We start from the raw sequence: 23620 nt of genomic DNA, 5'->3' as shown, positions 1-23620 counted from the left end.
GCGGCTACGGCTGCCGGTCCCCCAGCGCCCCCCTCAGCCGGCGGCGCGACGATATGCCCAGCTTGGCGTAGATGTTCGACAGGTGGTATTCCACGGTCTTCTGGGTGACGTAGAGCTCCGCCGCCGCCTCCCTGTTCGTCCGGCCGCCCGCGATGAGGTGCGCCACCGACAGCTCCCGTTCGGTGAGGTCCAGCACCCGGCTGCGGGCCCGCGCGGGAGCGGTGAGCCCGATCGCCGCCAGGTCGGCGTCGCAGCGCTCCACGAACGGTACGGCCCGCAGCGCGCCGAACCGGTCGTGGGCCGACTTGAACCACCGCGCGGCCTCGCGCCGGGAGCCGGAACTCGTCGCGACGAGGAGCCTGCCGTAGCCGTGCTCCAGCATCGCGCGGAACAGCGGCGCGGCGTCGGCGCCCTCGTCCGGCAGTTCCGCGACCGCCCGCGCGTAGATCGCCAGTGCGTCGCGCGGACGGCCCTGGGCCTGGGCGAGTTGCGCGTCGAGCCGGGCCAGGACGACCCGCAGGTAGCCCGTCCCGTCGTACTCCCGCCGGAAGTCGGCCAGCGCGAGGGCGGCGGCCGCCGGCTGCCCGGTCCCGGTCAGCGCCTCCACCAGCAGCGACTGCTGCCACAGCCAGAAGGGCTTGAACCGCAGGCGGATCCGCCCGTCACCGCTGCCGCCCGCGCGGTCGATCAGCGGCTCCAGCGACCGCAGCACACCGGCGTGGTCGGCGCGGGCGTGCGCCAGCATCGCCTGGGCCAGCGCCGCGTAGACGGTCTCGGTCGGCGGCGACCCCAGCGCCTCGGTGATCCGCAGCATGCCGTCGATGTGCTCCTGGGCGGTGTCCCACTGCCCCCGCCCGGCGTTCACGCACACCGCCGCGAACCAGGCGGCGGCGTCGCCGAGCACATGGTCCTGGGCCGCGGCGATCGCCAGCGCCCGGTCCGTCGCCGACTCCCCGGCGTTCCAGTCGCCCGACAGGTATTCCGCGATCGCCAGCAGCGAGAGCGACTGGTGGCTGAGCTTCGACCCGGCGCCCTGCTGGTCGCGACGCGCCACCGTCGCCAGATCGGCGTGCGCCGCGGGGAGCCTGCCCAGGAACAGGTGCAGCACCCCGCGCGTGGCCAGCGTCGCGAGCTGGTGGTCGGCCGCCGCGTCGGCCTCGGCGGGAAGGTGCGCCACGTCCGGCAGCGCGGCCCGCGGCCCCTGGTCCCACATCCGGCCGGTCGCCAGCATCGCGCGGGTGAGATCGGACGTGGCGGGGTCGAGATCGCCCGCGGCCAGCGTCTTCCCGGCGACGTCCACCGCCTCCGCGCCACGGGAGTGCCGGATCATGATGACGGCCAGGAACGTCCCCGCCAGGACCGCGACCCAGCCCGCCTCCGGGTCGTGCAGGGCCTCCTGCCAGGCCTCGCGGAGCCGGGCCTCGGCCGCGGCGAACCGGCCGTCCAGCAGGTCCATGACGCCGAGGACACAACTGCGCGGGGTGCTCGGCGCGCAGTCCTCGACCTGCGCCCGCAGCCTCACGGCCGCGACCGGTTGCAGGGTGAGCAGCGACTGGGCGCAGGCCGCCACCAGGCGCCGCTCCCTGTCCGCGCGGCCGTCGGACAGCGACGAGGCCCACAGCAGACGCGTGGCCGCCAGCGCGTTGCGGCCCGCGGCCGCCTCGGCGTGCGCGGACCGCTCCAGCTCGGCGGCCAGCGCGGGATCGGCGCCCGCGGCCGCGGCGACCCGGTGCGCCCAGGCCGCGCCCGTCCCGGCCACACCCGCGGCGGCGGCATGCAGGGCGCGGCGGCGTTCGGGGTCCATCGCGTCGTGGACGGCGTCCCGCTGGAGGCCGTGCACCAGGGCGACCGGGGTCTGGGACTCGGCCGGCCACCACCGCGCCAGGCCCGCCGCCAGCGCCGGTCTGAGCGCGAGGGCCGGGTCGGGCAGCGCGGCGACCTGCGCGACGGTCGCGAGCGGAAGCCGGGCGTCCAGCACCGCCATCGCCTCGACCAGGGCCACGGAATCCGGCGGCAGCCGGTCCAGCAGGGCCGTGATCCCCACCCGGAGCGTGCGCGGCACCGGCCACCGCTCCGCCGTCTCGTCCCGCAGCGTCCGGGCCGGCACCTCGGCCAGGACCGTCCGCAGGTAGAGCGGGTGGCCCTTCGTGTAGCCGTGCAGCCGCCCGACCAGGCCCGGCGTCGGACCCGCACCGAGCATCCGGCGGACCATCCGCTCCACGTCGTCCTCGCCGAGTCCGCCGAGGCCGATCCGCACCGCCCGGTCCAGGGACCGGACCAGCCGGTCGAGCGTCCCGACGGTGTCCTCCGCGTCCCGCCGGGTCAGCAGCACGGTCAGCACCCGGTCCGCCCAGAGCCTGCGCAGGACGAACCCCAGCACCTGCAAGGACAGCGGATCGGCCCAGTGGACGTCGTCCACGACGACCGCCACCGGACCACGGGACTCCTGCAACGCGCCGAGCAGCAGCAGCAACTGACCGCCGAGGGCGTGGGCCGACACCCCGGGCGCGCTCGCCCCGGCCAGCAGCGGGAACTGCGACGCCGCCTCAGGCCCCGCCCGCCGCAGGAGTTGGCCGAGAACACCGCCGGGAAGGTCGGTCTCCGACGGATCGCCCGTCGCCCACAGCACCGTGAAGTCCCCCAGCGGGGCCACCACGTGGCGTACGAGAGCGGTCTTGCCGATCCCCGCCTCGCCCTCGACGACCGCCAGCCACGCCTCGCCCCCGCGCACCTCGGCCACGCACGCCGCGAGCCGCCCCGACTCCCCGCCGCGCCCGACGAACAGCCCGTCCGCCGCCCGGTCCGCCGCGCTGCCTGCCACGCTCATGGTCGAGTCTCCCGGTACGGCGTATCGATGCAGGTGGCGCCCGGTGCGAGCACGCCAACTCTACTGGCGACCGCCCCCACCGGACCGCGCTGACGGCGCGTGGGCGGCCGCGCGGAGCGGAACCGCCGCGTCCGCCGCCGGGGTGTACGGTCACCGGCCCTCCCGGTGTCCTGTTGCAGGGCCGGGGCGGCGAGTGGAGGCTGTCGGACTATGGACACAGCACGTGGGGCGCTGCACGGCCGGACCGCGATCGTGACCGGGGCGAGCAAGGGCATCGGGCTCGCCGTCACCACCGCCCTGGCGGGGGCCGGGGCGCGGGTGGTGGCCGGGTCGCGTACCCGGACGGCCGAGCTGGGCGCGCTGGTCGAGACGGGCGGCGTGACCTGGGTGGAGGCCGACCTCGGCAGGCCGCAGGACGCGGTGCGGCTCGCCGAGGCGGCGGGCGACGAGGTGTACGCCCTGGTCAACAACGTGGGGGTGGCGCCGGTACGCACCGGGGGCTTCCTGTCCGTGACGGACGAGGACTGGCAGCGCTCGCTCGACCTCAACCTGCTGAGCGCCGTACGGGTCACCCGGGCGGTGCTGCCCGCGATGCTGCGGGCGGGCGACGGGGCCGTCGTCACCGTGGCGTCCGTCAACGCGCGGCTCCCCGACCCGCTGGTCATCGACTACAGCGCGGGCAAGGCCGCGCTCGCCGCCTTCAGCAAGGCGCTCTCCAAGGAGGTCGGCCCGCGCGGCGTCCGGGTGAACACGGTGAGCCCGGGACCGGTGGAGACCGACCTGTGGCTGGGCAAGGGCGGTGTCGCCGCCACCGTCTCGCACACCGCCGGCGGCTCGCCCGACGACGTGGTCGCCGAGGCCACCGCGGCGATCCCCTCGGGCCGCTTCACCCGCCCGGAGGAGGTCGCCGCCCTGGTGCTCCACCTGCTCGGGGACCAGGCGCGGAACATCACCGGCAGCGACCTCACGATCGACGGCGGCTTCGTCCCCACCTGGTGACCGGCGGGCGGTGACCCGCGAACCCGCGACCGGAGGGGCCCGGCACCCGGACACCCCTTTCCGGAACGGATTCGTGCGGGGCGATGCATGGCATGTGCAAAGCAGGGAAGCCGGTTCCTTGGAGGTTGATAATCATGGGACCGTTGCTCGTTGTTCTTCTGCTGGCGCTTCTTCTGTTCGGTGGGGGATTCGCCCTGCATCTTCTGTGGTGGGTCGCGGTGGTCGTCCTCGTCGTGTGGGCGCTCGGTTTCGTCATGCGGGGCACGCACTCCGGCGGAGGCCGGAACCGCTGGTACCGCTGGTAGGCGAAGCAGCAGGTCGCACTACGGGCGCGGGCGCCATCCGATGACGGATGGCGCCCGCCCGCGTGCGTGCCCGAGCCCGTCCGGTGTAGTGAAACCGGTCCGGCCGAAGAGGGATGACGGGGCATTTCCGGGACAGGAGTTCACTGCCGGGAGGTTTCCTCCCGGCGATCGGAATCACCAGCTGTTTCCGCGGAATCCGGCCGCTTTTCCGCACGGTCGGCCCCCGGAAACGGCCGGAGAATCGAATCGAGTCAAGGAGCCTTCGATGGACGCCGGCGACAAGTTCGAAGCCAGGACCGACCAGGCCAAGGGTGAGGTCAAGGAGACCGTCGGCAGGGCGGTCGGCAACGAGAGCCTGGAAGCCGAAGGCCGTGGTGACCAGGCCAAGGGTGACGCGCGTGAGGGCGTGGAGAAGATCAAGGACGCCGTGAAGGACGTCTTCCACCGCAAGCACTGACTGCGGCACCGTGGGGCCGTGCGGCCAGGTGGCCGCGGGGCCGTGTGGCCGCGGGGCCCGGGACCGCACGGTCCCGGGCCCCGCACCCTCGGGCGGCGGGGCCGCCGCCCGGGTGCGACGTGCGGGAGACGGGGAGGCGGAGGACACGGTGAAGATCGGATTCGCACTGCCGCAGTTCCACCGGCAGGCCTTCGAGGTCGCGCGGGTGGCGCAGTTCGCGCGGGAGATCGAGTCGAGGGGCGGCGCCAGCCTGTGGGTGGGCGACCGCAACCTCGCCGCGGTCCACCCGCGGATCGGCTACGGGGGCCGGGGGAACACCATTCCCGCGGAGCTGAACCCGGCGGCCGACCCCTTCGTGCTGCTGGGCGTGGCGGCGAGCGCCACCCGCCATGTCGCCCTCGGCACGCATGTGCTGGTGGCTCCGCTCTACCCGCCGGTCCAGCTGGCCCGTTCGCTGACGACGGTCGACCTGATCAGCGGCGGCCGCCTGCTGCCGGGCTTCGGCGTGGGCTGGTCACCGGAGGAGTACGAGGCCGCCGGCCTGGACTTCACCCGGCGCGGCGCCCGGCTCGACGAACTCCTCGACGCCCTCGAAGCGATCTGGACGAAGGACCCCGCCGCCTACGAGGGAACCCTGCTGTCCGTCCCCCTGCACCATGCGCCGCTCAAGCCCGCCCGCGCGCCCCGCCCGCCCCTCTACCTGGGCGGCAGTTCGGAGCGTGCGCTGCGGCGCGTCGGCGAACGCGCCGACGGATGGCTGCCGTTCTGCGTCGTCCCGAGCCGGCTCGACATCGACGGCCTCAACCGTCAGCGGGCCGTCGTCGACGCAGCGGCACGCGAGGCGGGGCGCGCCCCCGCGGCCGTGGACAGCATCCTGCGCGTCAACATCGCCGCCGGCACGTCCTCGGACGAGGTGTCCACGGCCATCAAGAGCGTGCGGGAGGGCACCGGCATCGACCACGTGATGGTCGACACGACCTACAGCGACGAGAGCGTGGACCAGGCGCTCCGGCGCGCGTCCGAGATCCTCGACAGCTTCCACGAGAGCTGACGGCCGTGGTGACGGCGACGGCCACGGCCACGGCCACGTCTGCGCCCACGGCCATGACCAGAGCTTGACGCAGCGGGCGGGCGTGCGGACGCGTTCCGCGGACAGGCGCCTGAGGTGACGAGATTCGGTGCGGTGGTCCTGACCCTTCTCCTGGCTGCGACGGCGGTCGTCGCGGCCCTGGGCACCTCGGCCTGGTGGTGGGCGGCCGCGGTGCCGCTCGCCCTCCTCGGGCTGCTGGGCACGTACGACCTGCTCCAACGGCGCCACTCGGTGCTGCGCAACTACCCGGTGATCGGCCACGCCCGCTTCCTGCTGGAGAAGATCCGTCCGGAGCTTCAGCAGTACTTCGTGGAGCGCAACTTCGACGGCCGGCCGTTCGACCGCGACACCCGGAGCATCGTCTACGAGCGCGCCAAGGGCACCGACGCCGAGGAGCCCTACGGCACCGAACGCGACGTCTACCGTCCGGGCCACGAGTTCCTCGTCCCGTCGATGGCGCCGCGGCCGGTGCCCGACACGCCGCCGCGGGTGCGCATCGGCGGCGCGGAGTGCACCCAGCCGTACGACATGGCGCTGCTCAACGTGTCCGCGATGAGCTTCGGCTCGCTGTCCGCGCAGGCGGTCCTGGCCCTGAACAAGGGCGCCGCGGGTGGCGGCTTCGCGCACGACACCGGGGAGGGCGGCCTGTCGGAGTACCACCTGCGGCACGGCGGCGACATCGTCTGGGAGATCGGCACCGGCTACTTCGGCTGCCGTACCGGCGACGGGGACTTCGACCCCGGCGAGTTCGCGGACAAGGCCGCGCACGACAGCGTCAAATGCGTCTCGCTGAAGCTGTCGCAGGGCGCCAAGCCCGGTATCGGCGGGGTGCTGCCCGGCCCGAAGGTGAACGCGGAGATCGCCCGCGTACGGGACGTCCCGCAGGGGCGGACCGTCGTGTCGCCGCCCTACCACCGGGTGTTCGGCACACCCCGCGAACTGGTGCGCTTCATCGCCCGGATGCGGGAGCTGGCGGGCGGGAAGCCGGCCGGCTTCAAGCTGTGCGTCGGCTCGCGCAGCCAGTTCCTGGCGGTCTGCAAGGCGATGATCGAGGAGGACACCACACCCGACTTCATCATCGTCGACGGCGCCGAGGGCGGTACGGGCGCGGCGCCGCTGGAGTTCGCCGACCATGTCGGCACGCCCCTCACCGAGGGCCTGATCACCGTGCACAACGCCCTCGTCGGCGCGGGTCTGCGCGACCGCGTCCGGATCGGCGCGAGCGGCAAGATCGCCACCGGCAGCGACCTCGTCAAGCGCATGGTCCAGGGCGCGGACTACGGGAACGCCGCGCGCGCGATGATGTTCGCCGTCGGCTGCATCCAGGCGCAGCGGTGCCACACCAACACGTGCCCGACCGGCGTCACCACCCAGGATCCGCGCCGCGCCCGAGCCCTCGACGTCGGCGACAAGTCCGCCCGCGTGCAGCGGCTCCAGGAGGCGACGGTGGCCAGCGCCCTCCAGATCATGGCGTCCATGGGTGTGACCGACCCGGCGCAGTTGCGCCCGCACATGCTGCGGCGGCGGATCGACCCGTACACGGTCCGCTCCTACGACGAACTGTACGAGTGGCTGTCGCCGGGCCAGTTGCGGGCCGAGCCGCCCGCCTCGTGGGCGGCCGACTGGTCCGCCGCCGATCCCGACCGCTTCACCGTCTAGCCCGCCTGAGCCCGCTGAGATCGCTGAGACCCGTACGTCCTGCCCCTGAGCTGGAGGAACCGTGACCCGTACCGTTGCCCGTGTCATCGTGGACGCCCTGGCCGAACTCGGCGTCGGCCAGGTCTTCGGGGTGGTCGGCGACGCCCTGAACCCGCTGACCGACGCGATCCGCACCACCGACGGCGTGGAGTGGGTGGGCTGCCGGCACGAGGAGGCGGCGGCGTTCGCCGCGAGCGCGCAGTCCCAGCTCACCGGGGGACTCGGGGTCTGCATGGGGACGGTCGGTCCCGGCTCGGTGCACCTGCTCAACGGCCTCTACGACGCGGCCAAGAGCCGCACTCCGGTGCTGGCCATCGCGGGCCAGGTGCCGCTGCCCGAGCTGGGCAGCGACTACTTCCAGGAGGTCGACAACGACGCCCTGTTCGCCGACGTCGCCGTCTTCCGCGCCACCGTGACCTCCCCGGAGCAGCTGCCGCAACTGCTGGAGACCGCGGTCCGCACCGCGCTCGGGCGCAAGGGCGTCGCCGTGCTCTCCGTCCCCGGCGACCTCGGGGACAAGGAACTGGAGGCGGACCGGCGGACCCGGTTCTCGCTCACCACGCCCACGACCCGCCCCGACGCCGACGCCGTCCGCGCCGCGGCCGCCCTGCTCGACCGGTCCGAGCGCGTCACCCTGCTCGTCGGCCGCGGCGCCCGGGACGCCCGCGACCAGGTCCTGGCCCTCGCCGAACGGCTCGCGGCGCCCATGGTCCTCACCCTGAAGGCCAAGGAGGGCTTCGAGGGCGACAACCCCTTCCAGATCGGCCAGACCGGCCTGATCGGCAACCCCGCCGCCGCGGCCGGCCTCCAGGAGGCCGACACCCTGCTGCTGCTCGGCACCGACTTCCCCTACCGCGACTGGTACCCCGAGGACACGACCGTCGTCCAGGTGGACACCGAACCGACCCACATCGGCCGCCGGGTCCCCGTCGAGATCGGCCTGGTCGGAGACGTCGGCGCGACCGTCCGGGATCTGCTGGCCGAGCTGTCCGCGACGCCGCCCGGTGACGGGCAGGGCCGTGACCGCGGGCACCTGGAGAAGGCGGTCGCGCACTTCGCGTCCTGGCGCGAGGGGCAGGCCAGACTGGCCGCCCCCGACCACGACAAGGGCCTCATCGGCCGGGTCCGCTCCGCGCTGGACAACCACGAGCACGGCATCCGCCCCGAGGCCCTGGCCGCCGCGGTCGACCGGCACGCCGCCGAGGACGCCGTCTTCACCTCCGACACCGGCATGGCGACCGTCTGGCTGTCCCGCTTCGTCGAGATGCGCGGCACCCGCCGGCTACTCGGCTCGTACAACCTCGGCTCCATGGCCAACGCCATGCCGCACGCCCTGGGCGCGCAGATGCTGGACCGTGACCGCCAGGTCGTGGCCTTCTGCGGCGACGGTGGCCTGAGCATGCTGCTCGGTGACCTGATGACGCTCAGGACGTACGACCTGCCGGTCACGCTGGTCGTCTTCGACAACCGCAGGCTGGGCATGGTCAAGCTGGAACAGGAGCAGTCGGGCCTCCCGGAGTTCGGCACCGTGCTGGACAACCCCGACTTCGCCGCCGTCGCGACAGCCCTCGGCCTCACCGGCATCCGCGTCACCGACCCCGCCGACCTCGACGACGCCGTCCGCACCGCCCTGACCACCCCCGGCCCCGTCCTCCTCGACGTCCTCACCAACCCCGACGAGATCGCCGTCCCCGCCAAGCCCACCGTCCAGCAGGGCTGGGGCTTCGCCGTCGCCAAGCTGAAGGAGATCGTCCGCAGCCACGGCGACGACTCCTCACCGGCCTGAGCCCCCGCCCCCCGAGACGGCCCCGCCTTGCCGCGGGGCCGTCGTCGTACGCCGCGGGAACCGCGTCACCTCGCACCGCTCCCGGGCGCACGGGGCGATCAGTGCAGCGCCCCCACCGGCTGACGCTCCCGCACGGGCGGTCTCCGGGACTCCCACCACGTACGCAGCCGTCGCTCCATCGGGCGTTCCACGCCGTAGTGCAGCGCCGCGGCACCGGCCAGCGAGACGACGAGAAGGACCGGGTACCACGTCAGGTTGGACCAACTCACCGCCTTCCTCCCGAACGTGTCACAGGCGATGTAGACGAAGGTCGCGTGGACGAGGTAGAACGCGTACGACCACTCGCCGAGGAGGACGAGAGGACGCCGGCGCAGCGACGAGCGCTTGCCCGCGAGATCGCGCCAGGCGATCGTGGCGATCATCGCGGCGCAGAAGAAGATGATCCACTCGTCCTTCGTGACCCGCACGAAGGCGGCAAGGGTGTTTCCGGCCGGCCGGTCCGCGGTGGTGACCAGCCAGCCGACGAACGCGGCGGCGCCCAGGAAAACCCAGACAGGGGCCACGCGCACACGCCAGCCGGAGAGCATCGCCCGCGCGATCGCGATCCCGATGACGAACTCACTGAGCCGTACCATCGGCAGCGGCACCTCCGCCGCCCAGGAATGCGGGTGGAACCACACGTAGACGCGGTAAAGGAAAGCCGCCGCGAAAGCGAGGGACATCGCCACCAGCGCCCCGCGCACCCTCAGCCGTGCGAACACGCGATGCACGACCGGGAACAGAGCGTAGAAGAAGAATTCGCAGGTCAGCGTCCAGGCTGCCGGATTCCCCGAATACATCAGGACCGGATCGCGCCACCAGCCCTGAATGAGCGGGACGGACAGCAGAAGGGTCCCGACGCTGACGGGCTTGACCCAGGCCTGGGCCGGGTCGGGGCTGTAGCTGTAGAAGACGGGGATCGCGAACAGCAGGGCCACGAAATGCGCGGGGTAGATCCGGGCGAAACGCCGCCAGTAGAAGGTGGGCGCGGTGACGCCCGGCCGCGCCGACCAGGTCAGGACGAATCCGGAGAGCACGAAGAAGAGCGTCACCCCGTACTTGCCGTAACCGACCACGTCATAGACCGGCAGCGGCGCCAGATTGGTCATGTGGTGGGCGAAGACGGCGAAGGCCGCCCACCACCGCAGTCCGGTGAGCGAGTCGAGGCGACCGACCCGGGCGCGCGGGGCAGCAGCCGTCGGCTGATTCATGACATCGGTCACTCTCGTCGGACTGATCGCGTGCGTCGCGGTCTCGCGAGAGTGTAACGGTGCACCCCGCCCCGCTCGCGGGCCCCTTCGCCCCCGCGTTCGAGCCCCGCGCACCTTATGAGGCTTTTGTTCCCGCACTTCTCCTGGAAGCACAGCAACGCCCGATCCTCATATCGGCAGCAGACCCTGCCGGTGGCGGCAGGGCCGCGCCTGCTCTCCGACCGGACAGCCCGACCGGGATCGGCGATGTTCGGCCAGCGGCCAGCGGCCATCGGGTCCCGGGCCGACCGGCCCGGGGCCCGATGCCTCCTGCGACGCCCCTCAGAACAGCCGGATATTGTGCGGCTGTGGTCCCGCGGCGGTCGCGACCAGGTCGTATTCCACACGTGCTTCGTCGTACAAAACAGTTCCGAACGCGATCATCGCGGCCACGAAGTGGACGGCCGGCGTCCCGTCGGTCGGCGCGATTGTCCCGGTCTGCGCCACCGCATTGTAATTCTCGACGATCCCTGTCGGCATGACGTCCCCCCACTGTGTGGTCAAAGCCCACCACGCCCGTGGTGGGCGCGGCAGCGAATTCCTGCCCAGCGGCACGCCTTCCGAACCCCGTATGTCGTGACTTGGGCGGACGGACCGCGCCACTCTCGGCAGAGACGATCATTTCCGGCCGGGCCCTCGACGTGCACCGGGCCGGTCCTGTCCTCGTCCTGCGGGGGCAGTCGCACACGGCCTCGTGTCCGCGCCCGCCCGGCGAAGGAGCACCCCCAGAGCCGTCGGCGCCCGCGCTGTCGGTGGCCGGGCCTACGCTTCCCGCAGTTGGCGCTGGGCGCCCGTACGAGAAGCGTGACGCAGGGAGCGCAAGTGAGCGTTGAGTACTACTGGCGGCGGCTCTCCAGCCGGTCGGTGGATGCAGCGACAGCGAGTCAGCTGGCCGAGATGGTGCCGCACCGGGGCCATCCGAATTTCGATCCTCTGCGCAGTGCCGGTCTGATCATGGGGGTTTCGGGCACCGCTGACATGATCGACTTCGTGCTGACGGCCGGCCGTACCACCGAAGGCATCGGCCACCTGCCCGTCTACGGTGGGCAGGTGCGTCAGGAAGGGTACGACGATCCCGAGTACGGCTTCACAGGGACGCTTGTGACCGTGCATGACCCGAGCGAAGTACTCGCTGTCGCGCGATTCCTCAGGGACGTAGACATCGACAAGCGCATGCGGGACATGGACGAAGCCCTTGTCCAGATGATGGATGCGCGTGGATTGAGTCCGTGGGATGCCGGCTGGGCTCATGAGGTGAGCACGGACCTGGCGAGGCTCCGACAGTTCTACGCCGGTGCCGCGGACGCCGGCGACGCGATGGTCAAGTGGCAGTCGGCATGACCTCCATGCCGCGGATCAGTTCGCACTGCTGATCCGCGCTGGGGAGCGATGGCGGTCCGGTCACGGCCGAGTCCCTCCGCCGGCTGTGCCGCGGGGCCGTCACTTCCCGCCGTCACGTCTGCCGAGTCACCGCCGCCCACCGCTCCCCGCTGCTTATCTGACCGCGACCGACAGCCCGGACGGTCGTCGTCGACGCCACGAACCTCCCGGCCGCCCACGCCCCCACGCCCCCCGGCGACGCCTACGGAGGACGGAGACGTCCGAGGAGTGCGCGCAGCGCGAGTTGCGCGAGGAATCCTGCATCAGCGCCGGGGCGTGACGACCACTCGGTTCGCACGCCCCCTGGCGCGCGACTGGGGAATTGGTCGGGACAACAATAAAAGGCCCAGGTCTTCGACCTGAGCCTTTTCTCTGGAGCGGATGACGGGAATCGAACCCGCGCTCTGAGCTTGGGAATCACAGGGGGCTTGTCGGAATCCGGGCTGGCCGGCTGCACGCTCGGATCCCGAAACGTCCATGTGTCCACCGCCATTGATGTCCGTGGCGGACCGCACGGTACTGCCGTACATGGTGCGGATGTGGTGCGACGGCGGTGCCTTACCGGTCGTGCAAGACGGTGGGCCGGGTGACGGGGACGACGGTGAGCAGGCTGTCGAGGCCCTTGTAGTCGTCGGGGTTGGTGGTGAAGAGGGGCAGCTCTTCGGCGATGGCGATGGCGGCGATCATGAGGTCGGCGACCCGGCGCCGTGGTTTGCGGCCGGTGCCGATGACGGCTGCGCAGACCCGGCCGTAGATCCGAGCGGCGTCGGCGTCGAACGGGATGGGGTCGAACGCGCTCTCGGCGCGTTGCAGGATGTCCAGGCGCCGCCCGCGTTCGGCGTGCTCGTCGTAGTCGCTCTGCTCTTCGTTCCGGCGCACCTCGTGGAGGCCTGCGGACAACTCGGCGAGAGTGATGGCGCTGATCGCCACCTCCTCCGGAAGCTCGGCCGGGTCGAGCCATTTGCGCAGGATGACGATGTTGGTGTCGAGCAGGCCCTGCGCGTACTCAGCGGGCATAGGGGTCGTCCGTTTCCTGCTCGGCCGTGGCGGCCTGGTCGGCCCTGAACGCCTCCAGTGAAACGTCCGAAGCGGTGCGGGACATGGCGGCGAATTCGGAACGCGGAACGAACCGCCGACGGCGGCGCAGCGGGACCAGCTCCCCGATCTGGTGTCCGTCCCGGGTGACGGTGAACGACTGTCCGCTCTGGACGGCATCCATGATCTCTTTGGATCGGCTGCGCAGATCGCGCTGTGTGATCTCCGGTTGCGCTGACATTGGCCCAGGGTAGCACCTGGTGGCACCATGTGCTCCTGCCGCTCGCGGCGGCCCTGTCGGACCCCTCGGCCAGACTCTTCCGCATGAGCGTCAGATCAGACGTCACCTTGGATGTGCATCTCGGGCGTGTGCTGGATGCGGCCGTGCATCCGGACGTGAAAGCGGCTCTCGTGTCAGCGAGGCGGCATATGAACAGCGGAAGTAGGAGTCACCGCAGGGGCGGAAAGACTCTTGTCCAGATGCTGGAGGCAGTCCGCCGACACGCAGCGGACGTCGGCGAATGGCAGGTCGTCCGACTGGTTCAAGACTCCTTGGAGTACGCCGAGGGACCGACTGTTCCAGGACGGCGTGCGCAACACAAACCTGCAAAAGGGTGTCGGAAACTTGCTGCGGACCGGATTCGGGTTTGCCGCAGAGGCGAGCCGCGAGTACGCGGACGCGAACCCTCAGGCGGGAGTACACGATCTGATCGCATACTTCAGCTCGCTCGCGGAGGACGCGCGGTTCCTTGAGGCGCCGGAGGACCGGCCTGGGCGGTATCGCCTTCTCCGGGGAAGGGCCGAGATCGCCGTGTGGCTGGAACGTGTCCTCCGCGAACGGGTGGACATCGAGGACCTGGAAGAGGCCGCCCGCCGTATCGTCACCTCGCCTGAAGCAATCGCTCTTCTGGCTGCCGACGCGCAGGGGCAGACGGTCTTCAGGGCAGCGGAGTTGCAGCGACGGGCTGCCGGCCTGGAGGTCTTGCGCAAGGTTGTCGATGACACCACGGTCACCGAGCACGCGCTTCAGCGAGCCCTGGAGGGGCAGCACTGGATCTTCGGTGGGCGCTTTGTGGGGGAGGCGGCCCACCGCCGGCTGGTGTCCGGGGACGAGGTCGACATTCCTCTGATCCGCGGCGACGGAGCGCTGCACGTAGTCGAGTTGAAACGCGCCGCGAGCCTGGGCGGCCCACTGGTGAAGAAGTACCGCGGATCATGGGTGCCCACCGCGCAGGTGCACAACGCCGTTGGTCAGGCGGTGAATTACCTGGTCGGCCTGGACGAGAATCGTCACCGCCTGCGCGAGGAACTCGGCATCGAAACACGCCGGGCAAGTGCGATGGTGCTGATCGGACACCCTTTGGTCCAACCCTCAGTGCCGGAGGAGTCGATCAACGAAGCACTTCGCACCTTGAACACCCACGTAAATCGCGTCGAGGTGCTCACTTACAAGGAGCTGGTCGACAACGCCGAGCGTTCGCTGGGTACCCCCGATTCGGCCTAGTCTCCGCCCTCTGGCGGAACCGTATTCGGACGGTGAATTTCGAAAAGCAAAAGCCCCAAGTCTATGACCTGGGGCTTAATTAAAGAGCGGATGACGGGAATCGAACCCGCGCTCTGAGCTTGGGAATCACGGGGGTTCTGTCGAGGTACCTGCTGTTCAGCGGCTCGCGGTCTGTCCGGGGCCTCGCGTCCGCGTGCCCGTGTCGGGCCGTGGCTGTCCGCGGCGTGCCGCTGGAGCTGGTGCGGAAGTGGTGCGGGTAGCGCCAGCGTGAGCGCTGTGGCCATCTGGGCGGTCGTCACCTGGCGTTCCATGTGGCGGCCGTACTGTGTTCGTTGGGGACGTGGGTGATGATGCCGCGGACGGAATGTCCTTTTTGTCGCTTTCTCTGAAGTTGGTTCCATGCGGGTCCACCCGGTAGCAAACTCGCAGGTCAGTCAGACTGCTCCCCGCGCCCGCGGGGATGGACCAAACTCATCGTCCCTAGGTAGCCCGCTGGTTGCCTGCTCCCCGCGCCCGCGGGGATGGACCCAGCGCGACCGTGCCCGCGGTCACCGGTCTGTCCTGCTCCCCGCGCCCGCGGGGATGGACCCCTCAGGGCTCCGTGGCGGAGCCCGGCAACCGACTGCTCCCCGCGCCCGCGGGGATGGACCCGCCAGCCGCTGGCGTAGAACCTGGCTTCGGCCCTGCTCCCCGCGCCCGCGGGGATGGACCCGTCGGCGCCTTCACCGACCTCGCCGCTCTCGCCTGCTCCCCGCGCCCGCGGGGATGGACCCAGCACGGGTACGAGGTCCGCGCGTACCAGCATCTGCTCCCCGCGCCCGCGGGGATGGACCCTGATCATCCAGCTCCGCGGGCTGGGCATGTCCCTGCTCCCCGCGCCCGCGGGGATGGACCCGGGCCATGCTCGCCGAAGACGGCTTCGTCGTCCTGCTCCCCGCGCCCGCGGGGATGGACCCCGGGGAGGCATCCTATGAGCATGGCGATTGGGGACTGCTCCCCGCGCCCGCGGGGATGGACCCTCGAACAACGCCTACGCGCTGGACATGACGCTCTGCTCCCCGCGCCCGCGGGGATGGACCCGCGTCCAGCACCAGGTACGGGTCGGCGCCGGGCTGCTCCCCGCGCCCGCGGGGATGGACCCGGCATCGAGCCGCCCGGCGGTCGGAAGTGCGCCTGCTCCCCGCGCCCGCGGGGATGGACCCGGGGTGCTGACGACGACGGCGCCGAGGAACGCCTGCTCCCCGCGCCCGCGGGGATGGACCCTGCACGTCATCGAGGAGCTGCGATCCCAGATGCTGCTCCCCGCGCCCATGGGACGAACCCGGTACCAGGCACGGCAGAAATGCCCGAGGACTGCTCCTCGCGACCGCGGTAAAAGGCCCATGGCGATTCGGCTGCCGGGCGCCAACGCACGAGGGACGCGAACTTGACTGCTCGCGCGCAGTCAGAGGAGAGCGGTGCGGCCTGGTCGGCGATCGTTCGAGCGGGGAAGTCCCGATCGGTGCCAGACGCCTTCGGCGCACAGACAGGTTCAGCCCGCAAGACAGTCCAACCGCACTGGTCCCGTTGACTCCGGGCCGGTAGCGGAGGGGTGACGAAACGGTCCGCTATGGCACGGCAGTGGCACGGCCCGTCGACCTGGGGGTCGGTGGGCGGTGCGCCCGCTCTCACCCGGGACTTTGGTATCGCTTCAGGGGGACGTATAAGGGTAAATGGGGATAGAGTTCGCAATTATCTGTGACGCACCTCACTGGAAATGCGTCTCGTTATTCGAGAGAGCCTCGGTGTCCGGCGGTCAGTCGCGGTCATCCGGCGCATTCAAGTCGCGCAATTCGCCGCTCAATGGCACGGATATGGCACGCGACCCTCGAATTGGTCTGGACAACAAACAAGCCCCAAGTCCGTGACCTGGGGCTTAACAATGGAGCGGATGACGGGAATCGAACCCGCGCTCTGAGCTTGGGAATCACAGGGGCCTCGTCGGCATCTGTACTGGTCAGCGGCACGTGATGTCCTGAAGTGCCCACCGTGCCGACGCCGATGATGACCGTGGTTGCCCGCGTTGTACCGCTGTGCGTGGTGCGGATGTGGTGTGGCTTCGTCTCGAGGAGCTTTGACCGACTGCTTCCATCGGCGTGGGGCGGCTGCCGCTACTACGGTTCAGAGGGGCTCGGAGGCCGCTGGAAAGCCCAGCGCGTCCAGCAGGTTGAAGAGGAGTTCCTCCGCGAAGAGCTCCTTCGAACGCAGGACCTCATCGATTCGCTTCTGCCGGACCGGCACCGCAGCACCGGCTGAAGCGGCCCAGGCGATGGCGCCCGCAGCTACCTTCGGCACCTCCGCGTCGAGCTCCGAGCGTATGCGCCGCTGCGCCTCAGCAAACTCAGGCTGCTTGACCACACGCTCATGTCGTCCATAACCTCCGGATCTTCGACCATGAGCGCGGCATCCGCGTCCGAGTGGAGCACGGCTTCCCACTCACGGCCGTCGGTTCCGATCCCGCTCAGCGGGCCATGTCGCCGTCGTGGATCCATGTACAGGCTGGTGCGCCGGTCCACGCCACCCAGGGGCTGGCGGCGGGCCTTCTCGTAGCCATCGCTGTTGAGCTTGAGCGTATGCCAGGTCACCAGCGGCTTGCCCTCATGCACGAACCGGGGGAGGCACGGTCAGGGGCTTTCGAGAACCCCCTGGTTGACGTACCAGGTACTCTCGGCCAGTCCGTAGCGCAGAGCTGTGTCCCACACATTGAGGCCGTGGGTGCGGGCGTGTTGCTCGGCGTCCTCTCGTAGGTGCGCAGTCAGGGCTGGCACACCGCTCTCGCGGCGGATCTTCTGGTGCAGCCACTGGTTCCCGGTCACCACAGATACGCAAAACTCGGCATAACGCTGTGCCAGCTTGAACGTGTGGAAGTGGTACTCGACGCGCGCACGCAGTTCAGCGTCCCAATCGGGCAGGGCGTGGATGCGGAACCGCGCGGGCCAGCCCGTTATGTCGGCGAAAAGAAAGCGTCCGTTATCGCCAGGGCGGTCGTAGTAGGGATGGAGGGTGCGCTGGCCGGCGGTGGCACCGATCCTGTCGCCTTTCATCACGTTGCACTTGCCGCATGCCGGCACCAGATTGACAGGACAGATCGTGTAGAGCGGGAGCGAGTCTTTGGGCAGGTGATGGTCAAGCGAGCCGATCTCACTGTTGCCGCACAGCAGGCAGCGCCCGAACGGCGCACGGGCCTTGAGTTCGTCGTACTTCAGCCTGCCGTCCTTACGCCCGACGAGCCCCGTACTGTAGAGAGTCCTCAGGTGTTCCCCATCGCGGTCTGGCAGTAGACGCTCTGCTTTTTGCGCGGTGGTGGCGATCGTGTAGAGGTCGTTGTTCTCGGCAGCGTCAATATAGATATTCTCGGCTGCGGACAAGTCTCTTTCGCGGGCCAGGAGCCGTATCTTCAAAACGGAGTTCTGCAGCTTCATGCACGCAGCGGTCAGGGTCTCTTTGACAGTCATCGCGGGAGGATCGAGCGGAATCACGAGGCTCTCCCGTCCCGCCGGGAGGTGAGGACACGCAGCAGGCCGCGAGCTTCGCTTCCTAAGGATTCGAAGTCTGTCAGGATCTCCTGGTAACTGCGTCCCTCGTCGACCTCCTTAGCCAGGGCCGCGTAGAAACCGGTGGCGGTGGACTCCAGGCCGAAGACCTCGTGAGTGAGAGCACTGACGTTCTCACCGTAGGTTTCCGTCAGCGGCCGCTCGGCCGTCAAGACGCTGCCATAGCGACGCAGCTTGTAAACGCACGACTTCGGAACCTCCTGGAGGACAACCGGTGAGTGTGTGGCTACGACCGCCATCCCGTTGACGTCGGACAGGAAGGCGGACAGCGCACGGATGAATGCCGACAACAGGGGTGGCTGCAGGTGTGCTTCAGGTTCGTCCATGAAGACGACCGTGCGCTCGGTCACCTCCTGAGCCAGACGCGTCAAGGCCAACAACGCGATCTTGTGGCCAGAGCTCAGCGGAGCAAAGAGCCGTACCGCTTCGGCTTTGAACCGGCGGTCCGATCCCTCGGACAACAGATCTTGGATATCGCCTGCGTAGTCATCCAAGAAACCGGACTCAGGATAACTGAGCGTGGCCAGAGCCTGCTCCCACCGGTGACGGCGGGAGCCGATTCGGGCCGTGGCGAGACTATCGGCGAATTCTGCTGACAGGTCTTCGCTCGTCTTCAGACGCTGCGGCTCCTCACCGTCCCGAAGCCCGATGTAGGCAAACCCCTGGGGAGCGTCTGGGCGGTGGAGTAGCTCATCGAAGGCACTGAAAGAAACGAGCACCACGTTCGGTGTGACCTGGGCTGTCCGGGCGGCGAACTGAGTGACCTCGATACTCCCCGACGCCACCCCGTCAGCCATCACACGCATCATGCTGGTCTTGCCCACACCGTTGCGGCCGATCAAAGCATGCACATTGCTCGGTGGCAGCGAACCGGGACTGGCACGGAACGTCAGCGTGGGTGGTTCATGCCCTGAACCCTCAATCATGGGAGGCACGTACTCCCACTGGAAGTCAACGACCCGATCGCGACCGCGAGCAATAAGGTGTAGGCGCTCCAGCTCCGCGCCTGGATGGCGGACGTCGCGCATCAGAGAGTCCGTGAAGACTCGCAGGCCCCTGACGCGTTCCACAAAATCCGGGCTGTAGTCGTAAGCCATATCCCGCAGCGCCGTCAGAATACTGATTCTGTCATGAGTACTCAGCGTGCTCAGCGACTCGTAGTATGTGTCATCAAGGCCTAGAGTGAAGTAGTTCTCGTCGAGCGAATCGAACCGTCGCGGCAGACGCTCTTCAGTACGAAAAAATTCGTCATGCCGGCCTGACCCCATCTCGAGATGACCGATTCGGACACCACCGATGGACTTCGAACCTCTCCCGGGATGCTTAATGCTCAGCTTGTACAGCGTCACGAAACCATAGTCATTCCAGTTATCCGGAACCAGGTAGGCTCCGCTGTAGCCAGCAGGCAGTTCCTGCAGCCGCTCCACCACGATAAACCGCATGATGCCCCCAAGACCCACGAGCTGGAGTCCTCTCGGTAACGATTACCAGATTGTAGTCGTCGCTCCACGCTCGTCTCACGGATACCTCTACATGAGGTCCGGGCGACAGATGGGGCCAGAGGGACGTGAGGGTTAGACGTGTCCAACTAGTCTTGATCCCGCACCAGACCATTTGGCCCAAGGCATCGTTGCGGAGGTGCGGGAGCCGCGCAAATTTGGCTGACTCAACCGTCATCCCAGTGCGGCAGGAGAATTGGCTCAGGGCACGTAAGAGGTAGTGGTTTGGAGCCGGCGTGCCCCGGCTCAAACCACGAGGCTGCCGGCCTGCGCCGTCCCAGTCGGTAATCAATCAGGGAGGGCGCGAATCCGGTCCATGAGATCCAAGTAGCCATCACTGCCTAGTTGTTCGGCCACAGCGAGTGCTCTCCTTGCGAGGTACTCCTGGCTGGACTCCAAGGCGGGCTTGAGGATGGCTGGCGCGTGTTCGAGCAGGTCATGGTTACGGAAAGGCTGTTGACCAGCGGCTCGGAGCGTCACGAAGATGTCCAGCACGGACTGCGCATGGTCAGGAGCAGCCAGGGCGAGAGGCTTGCCGATCATGGACCTCGGCATGAACTCAGGGTCACGGGCTACGATTGCCAACTGCGGCAGCCACCAAGTGGCATCGAAATGCCCGGAGGCCACCCACCAGTGAAAGTCTAGAAGCTCCAGTTGGTCGGCCCTCCCGGTCGACACCTCATGGGAACGCAAATCCCAGAGCGCCCGGAAGCGTGCCAGCACAGTCTCAGGAGGCTTCTCCACCGTGTGGTACAGCTGGAATCCCAAATGCCCTAGAGCATCGCGTAGAAGAATACTGTCGCCCGAGGCGAATAGATCAATAAGTGTTTCGTTCTGCAGGCTGCCGTCAAGCTGGCCCGTCACGTAGAGCATGAGTATGTGGTCGGCCAGGCTCTGCCGTGATGACCTTGCGCCGGCTACTGCAACTGAGGTGATTTCGGTCGACTCAGAGGTTAGCCGTTTGACCTGTGCGCTAAACCATGGCTTGAGAGGATCGTAAAGCCCGCGCGACGGACGGTATCCGATAAGCATAACGGCCCAGGCGGTAGCAAACCACCGCTGCTGTGTCGGGTTTTCGCCGAGGTCATTCGGTTGACCAAGAATGCGTTCGAGCCGCATCTTTGTCCACACGGGTGCCGAATTCAGTAGATTTCCCAAACCTTCCCCGAACACAGCGGCCACAGTGATGCTCATGTCGGATGCTGGTCCGGCATGTTCGTCCAACGCCGCCAGGATCCGTGCCGGTGTTGGAGAGGAACTAGTGCTACTTTCTGGATCCTTTGATAGCCTGAAATACGCCGAGAGAAGACGAATTGCTGCGCGAAGCGCGATAGGTCGAGTTGCGTTAAGTGACAAGGTTAGAGCATCATCGGCGGCTGCTTCGTACCTCTCTTCGTGCCGTGCGCTTGGGTATGCGCTACGAGTCATGGGTTCCAAAGAATTCCACGCCATTTCGTACAGCGCGGGAGGAATGGCCAGCACACTCTCCGCCTCGATTCCAATTTGGATGAGGCGTGCAGCCTGCCGCTGAACATTTCGCCACAGCGTGCCATCCGTAAAATCATCGGAGTAGTCGCAGGGTTCATCAGGTTGTGTGGCTGCGTAAGAAATGAGAGAGAGTACTGGTTGCCAGGGAAACCGGTGCTTGTGAGTAATCGCCTGCTCGAAGCCCGCCAAGACAGCGCCGATGTAAGTGCTCCGCAAGCTAGTAAATTCACTGGCGTGATGTGCATACTCCCGAGATTTTGCGGCAACGGCGTTTGCCACGCTTCGAGCCAGTCCCTCGGCCGATGGGGGGAATCCGAATTGTAGTCGATTCGCTGGGTCCGGTTCCCATGACTGCAAATAAGCCAAAAGATCCGGAGGATCCAGGGCCACTACGTCAGCGTCACTCAGGGGACTGGTTGGCCCGATGAAGAATCCATTATGATCTGGAAGTTCGTTCGGACTCTGCGGCTCACCATGATCGGTGATCAGATCGTCAAGCAGTTGGTGCAACTGGGGAGGAAGTGTTTCGCGGCCGATCCCGGTCAGCAGCCTGTACTGCCAATGCTTAACGTGACGGGAGATCTCTCCTGTAGTGACCTCACCAGCCGAGCGCCCTTGCATCCGCCCGACCAGCTCGGCGGTCATATGCGGCGGGTTGGCAACCAAGTGCTCCCACTGCATAATTTGCGACGTTGAAATAAGTGGTAGGATGGATTGGGCCAGCGAAATATATTCCGTTCGGTAGTCTCCTGCGAGCAGCTCAGGGGTGATGAGGCGCTTGCAGGCCAGTTCCAGCACTGCAGCGTCCACGGCGGGCCGACCGCTGACCCCCATTCCAGCGTTGCGATCGCCTATCGTGCTGCGTAGCGAACGGGCGATAGTGTTCAGCGACAGACGCAGAAAGAGCGCCTCACGGCTTCTCTCGAGCTGTTCGGTGATTTCAATTACTGACTCTCCTGCAGCCATTCTCTGATGTGCGAGATCGCGTACCGCATCGGTAAGCGCATGTCCCACAGAGTCTGTATGGTGGGCTCGTTCTTGCATGTCGATTGACGGACGCCAAAAAGACGTGAGTGAACCCTTTTGGGGACTGAGCTTGAGCCAGATATCTAGCCAGACCGCTACGGTGGCCAGCATCTTTGGAGCATTTTCTAGAGCCTTCACCACAAGAGGAAGGCTCTCTGAGTACCAGTATGCGTCCAGTGCAGTGGCCGCATTAGATTGAGATGATGGGCTCGCTACCGATCGTGGTCGGTACATGGCGTTAGCCAGCTTCTTGGCTCGCTTGAAATTACCGTCTTCTGCAAGTTTTTGAACGATGGTCACCAAATGTTTTGCGTCGAGCCACTCTCGGTACGGTTCGTCAAGGTAGCGGCACAATGTGGGCACAAAGGTAGCAGCGTCATCTGCAGACATGCGACTGGCAGCTTCGAGCACGTGGCGTTGGACCACCGGACTACTGCTGTTGAGTGCGGGTTGCAGAGCAAGTTTTACAGCACCTGACATGATAGGAGCCACCCGAGCCAGATACTCTCCTTGGGGCCACGGGGTAAAAAGTACCCGACCTTGGCTGTCCACCGAAGCGTCTGGTACGTCGATGAACGCCCCTCTGCCGGTTAGAGGAAGGACCCAATTTGGGTTTTCAAGCCTAGAGTAGAAGACTTGGCGATGCTGGAGATTTCCCAGGCGAGCCAATGCGCGATCTACTAGTGTGGAGTCAGGAATAGTATAGGTTGCTACCGGGTTAGCTGATTGGCTTGCTGTCATTTTGTGTCCGCATTCCGCTGGGGAGGTGTCTCGCTGTCGGGGACCTTCGCGTTAGCAACATTGATTATTTCAGTGAGCTCGTCAATTATTTCGAAGAAGCCGCCGAGGCGTGCGGATACTACGGCTTCGAAATTCGCGAACTGATTTTGCAAATGATGCTCTGTGGGTAGGTCGTGGCCGTTAGCTCGATCGAGATGCGCGTAGCCCATGAAGAAGTCGTAAGTAGTGCCAAACAGTGTTGCTGTCGGATCATGCGGTGGCGTAGCCGTACCGATGGCGATGAATGCTTGGCGTTGCCGTGCGTTCCCAGTGGCACTGGAATGAGCTGCAATGGCCATCTCTATGGCCTGATAGATTCCCTTGGTGATCCTCAATGATGATGTCTCCCGAATAGTTTCATCGTGGCCTTCGGAAAGCTCGGTCGTGCTGTGAGCGCGATGACTTTTTGATGAATTTCCAGAAGAAGGCCCCTCGTCCGTCCATAGTTTTGTCAGTGCGCCCATCGGAGTAGCGGTGTCCACTGAAGGCGGGAATGAAAATCCTTCTGCTACTCCGAGTTGGTGGGCCAAATTATTTACGATTTCTCGCACTGCATGTGCCAACAATACGAGCGCACCCTTGTTGCTGGCGGCGGTTGCCAGGAGGGAAACGGACAACCGATATAGCTCTGCCAGGTCACGGTGCAATTCTCCGAGTCGCTTTTCAAGAGCTTCTTGATCCGCATGCAATCGCGTTGGCTGATGGTTCCCTGTCACCTCAGTTCAAACTCCCGTCATCTGAACCCCCACGCCCCTCATCCTTGTCGCGAGCGCTTTCCAGCGTTATCGGCGTCGGCGGGTCTCATGAGGGGCCTGTCATGTTCGCACTATATGCGTTTCACCCCTGGGGTCGACGCAAAATCGA

General features: G+C 67.5%; 17 protein-coding genes, 1 pseudogene and 1 CRISPR repeat array. Of the genes and pseudogenes, 8 read left to right on the top strand and 10 right to left on the bottom strand.

Going from position 1 to position 23620, the window contains the following annotated elements:
* Positions 1 to 4: 4 nt before the first annotated feature.
* A complete protein-coding gene (locus ACWERV_RS30145; RefSeq protein WP_452939040.1) occupies positions 5 to 2827 on the bottom strand; it encodes an AAA family ATPase in 2823 nt (940 codons plus the stop codon).
* Positions 2828 to 3037: 210 nt separating this feature from the next.
* On the opposite strand from ACWERV_RS30145, the gene ACWERV_RS30140 reads away from it, so the two are divergent.
* The 6 genes from ACWERV_RS30140 to ACWERV_RS30115 all read left to right on the top strand — a co-directional run bounded on the left by ACWERV_RS30140 (position 3038) and on the right by ACWERV_RS30115 (position 9162).
* Positions 3038 to 3826 carry an SDR family NAD(P)-dependent oxidoreductase gene (locus ACWERV_RS30140; protein ID WP_452939037.1) on the top strand — a complete coding sequence of 263 codons (789 nt, stop codon included), beginning with the start codon at positions 3038 to 3040 and terminating at the stop codon, positions 3824 to 3826.
* Positions 3827 to 3960: 134 nt separating this feature from the next.
* A complete protein-coding gene (locus ACWERV_RS30135) occupies positions 3961 to 4131 on the top strand; it encodes a hydrophobic protein (RefSeq protein WP_398173976.1) in 171 nt (56 codons plus the stop codon).
* 265 nt (positions 4132 to 4396) lie between these two features.
* Positions 4397 to 4588: a CsbD family protein gene (locus ACWERV_RS30130; RefSeq protein ID WP_398173973.1), complete on the top strand. Its 192-nt coding sequence runs from the start codon at positions 4397 to 4399 to the stop codon at positions 4586 to 4588.
* Positions 4589 to 4736: 148 nt separating this feature from the next.
* Positions 4737 to 5639, top strand: coding sequence for a TIGR03619 family F420-dependent LLM class oxidoreductase (locus ACWERV_RS30125; RefSeq protein WP_452939033.1), 903 nt, complete (start codon positions 4737 to 4739; stop codon positions 5637 to 5639).
* Positions 5640 to 5753: 114 nt separating this feature from the next.
* Positions 5754 to 7337 carry an FMN-binding glutamate synthase family protein gene (locus ACWERV_RS30120; protein WP_452939031.1) on the top strand — a complete coding sequence of 528 codons (1584 nt, stop codon included), beginning with the start codon at positions 5754 to 5756 and terminating at the stop codon, positions 7335 to 7337.
* A 61-nt stretch (positions 7338 to 7398) separates the two neighbouring features.
* The gene (locus tag ACWERV_RS30115; RefSeq protein ID WP_452939028.1) at positions 7399 to 9162 is read left to right on the top strand and encodes a thiamine pyrophosphate-dependent enzyme; all 1764 of its coding nucleotides are present in this window, start codon (positions 7399 to 7401) and stop codon (positions 9160 to 9162) included.
* 206 nt (positions 9163 to 9368) lie between these two features.
* Here ACWERV_RS30115 and ACWERV_RS30110 read toward each other — a convergent pair.
* Positions 9369 to 10310, bottom strand: a pseudogene (locus ACWERV_RS30110) (acyltransferase family protein); the annotation flags it as partial.
* Positions 10311 to 10733: 423 nt separating this feature from the next.
* Positions 10734 to 10931 carry a cold-shock protein gene (locus ACWERV_RS30105; protein WP_452939025.1) on the bottom strand — a complete coding sequence of 66 codons (198 nt, stop codon included), beginning with the start codon at positions 10929 to 10931 and terminating at the stop codon, positions 10734 to 10736.
* Positions 10932 to 11273: 342 nt separating this feature from the next.
* Between ACWERV_RS30105 and ACWERV_RS30100 the strand changes: the two genes are divergently transcribed.
* Positions 11274 to 11792 (top strand): hypothetical protein, encoded by a 519-nt coding sequence (locus tag ACWERV_RS30100; RefSeq protein ID WP_452939022.1) that lies wholly within the window; start codon positions 11274 to 11276, stop codon positions 11790 to 11792.
* 597 nt (positions 11793 to 12389) lie between these two features.
* On the opposite strand, the gene ACWERV_RS30095 is transcribed toward ACWERV_RS30100, so the two are convergent.
* Entirely contained in the window at positions 12390 to 12848 is a 459-nt protein-coding gene (locus ACWERV_RS30095; protein WP_452939019.1) for a PIN domain-containing protein, read from the bottom strand.
* A complete protein-coding gene (locus tag ACWERV_RS30090) occupies positions 12838 to 13107 on the bottom strand; it encodes a type II toxin-antitoxin system prevent-host-death family antitoxin (protein ID WP_452939018.1) in 270 nt (89 codons plus the stop codon). Before ACWERV_RS30090 ends, ACWERV_RS30095 begins: the two co-directional genes overlap by 11 nt.
* 348 nt (positions 13108 to 13455) lie before the next feature.
* Between ACWERV_RS30090 and ACWERV_RS30085 the strand changes: the two genes are divergently transcribed.
* Complete coding sequence (locus ACWERV_RS30085) at positions 13456 to 14370, top strand: Shedu anti-phage system protein SduA domain-containing protein (RefSeq protein ID WP_452939015.1); 915 nt, start codon at positions 13456 to 13458, stop codon at positions 14368 to 14370.
* A 439-nt stretch (positions 14371 to 14809) separates the two neighbouring features.
* Positions 14810 to 15633: a CRISPR direct-repeat array (repeat unit 29 nt; unit sequence CTGCTCCCCGCGCCCGCGGGGATGGACCC).
* 897 nt (positions 15634 to 16530) lie between these two features.
* Here ACWERV_RS30085 and ACWERV_RS30080 read toward each other — a convergent pair.
* From ACWERV_RS30080 to ACWERV_RS30060, 5 genes are all read right to left on the bottom strand, one after another.
* Positions 16531 to 16767 carry a hypothetical protein gene (locus ACWERV_RS30080; RefSeq protein ID WP_452939012.1) on the bottom strand — a complete coding sequence of 79 codons (237 nt, stop codon included), beginning with the start codon at positions 16765 to 16767 and terminating at the stop codon, positions 16531 to 16533.
* 266 nt (positions 16768 to 17033) lie between these two features.
* Positions 17034 to 17888 carry a hypothetical protein gene (locus ACWERV_RS30075; protein ID WP_452939010.1) on the bottom strand — a complete coding sequence of 285 codons (855 nt, stop codon included), beginning with the start codon at positions 17886 to 17888 and terminating at the stop codon, positions 17034 to 17036.
* Complete coding sequence (locus ACWERV_RS30070; protein ID WP_452939007.1) at positions 17885 to 19393, bottom strand: AAA family ATPase; 1509 nt, start codon at positions 19391 to 19393, stop codon at positions 17885 to 17887. The genes ACWERV_RS30075 and ACWERV_RS30070 overlap by 4 nt, the downstream gene beginning before the upstream one ends.
* A 357-nt stretch (positions 19394 to 19750) precedes the next feature.
* Positions 19751 to 22366, bottom strand: a complete 2616-nt coding sequence (locus ACWERV_RS30065; RefSeq protein ID WP_452939004.1) for a hypothetical protein — start codon at positions 22364 to 22366, stop codon at positions 19751 to 19753.
* Between the two features lie 347 nt (positions 22367 to 22713).
* Entirely contained in the window at positions 22714 to 23472 is a 759-nt protein-coding gene (locus ACWERV_RS30060) for a hypothetical protein (RefSeq protein WP_452939001.1), read from the bottom strand.
* Positions 23473 to 23620 lie beyond the last annotated feature (148 nt).

The sequence above is a fragment of the Streptomyces sp. NPDC004031 genome (assembly GCF_053604375.1).
This window is presented reverse-complemented; position numbering and strand designations above follow the sequence as displayed.

What these genes read in the sequence shown, in the direction of transcription:
- ACWERV_RS30095 (WP_452939019.1), bottom strand. Translation starts at nt 12,848, where the DNA reads ATGCCCGCTGAGTACGCGCAGGGCCTGCTCGACACCAACATCGTCATC.
- ACWERV_RS30145 (WP_452939040.1), bottom strand. Translation starts at nt 2,827, where the DNA reads ATGAGCGTGGCAGGCAGCGCGGCGGACCGGGCGGCGGACGGGCTGTTC.
- ACWERV_RS30130 (WP_398173973.1), top strand. Translation starts at nt 4,397, where the DNA reads ATGGACGCCGGCGACAAGTTCGAAGCCAGGACCGACCAGGCCAAGGGT.
- ACWERV_RS30135 (WP_398173976.1), top strand. Translation starts at nt 3,961, where the DNA reads ATGGGACCGTTGCTCGTTGTTCTTCTGCTGGCGCTTCTTCTGTTCGGT.
- ACWERV_RS30105 (WP_452939025.1), bottom strand. Translation starts at nt 10,931, where the DNA reads ATGCCGACAGGGATCGTCGAGAATTACAATGCGGTGGCGCAGACCGGG.
- ACWERV_RS30065 (WP_452939004.1), bottom strand. Translation starts at nt 22,366, where the DNA reads ATGTCTGCAGATGACGCTGCTACCTTTGTGCCCACATTGTGCCGCTAC.
- ACWERV_RS30140 (WP_452939037.1), top strand. Translation starts at nt 3,038, where the DNA reads ATGGACACAGCACGTGGGGCGCTGCACGGCCGGACCGCGATCGTGACC.
- ACWERV_RS30090 (WP_452939018.1), bottom strand. Translation starts at nt 13,107, where the DNA reads ATGTCAGCGCAACCGGAGATCACACAGCGCGATCTGCGCAGCCGATCC.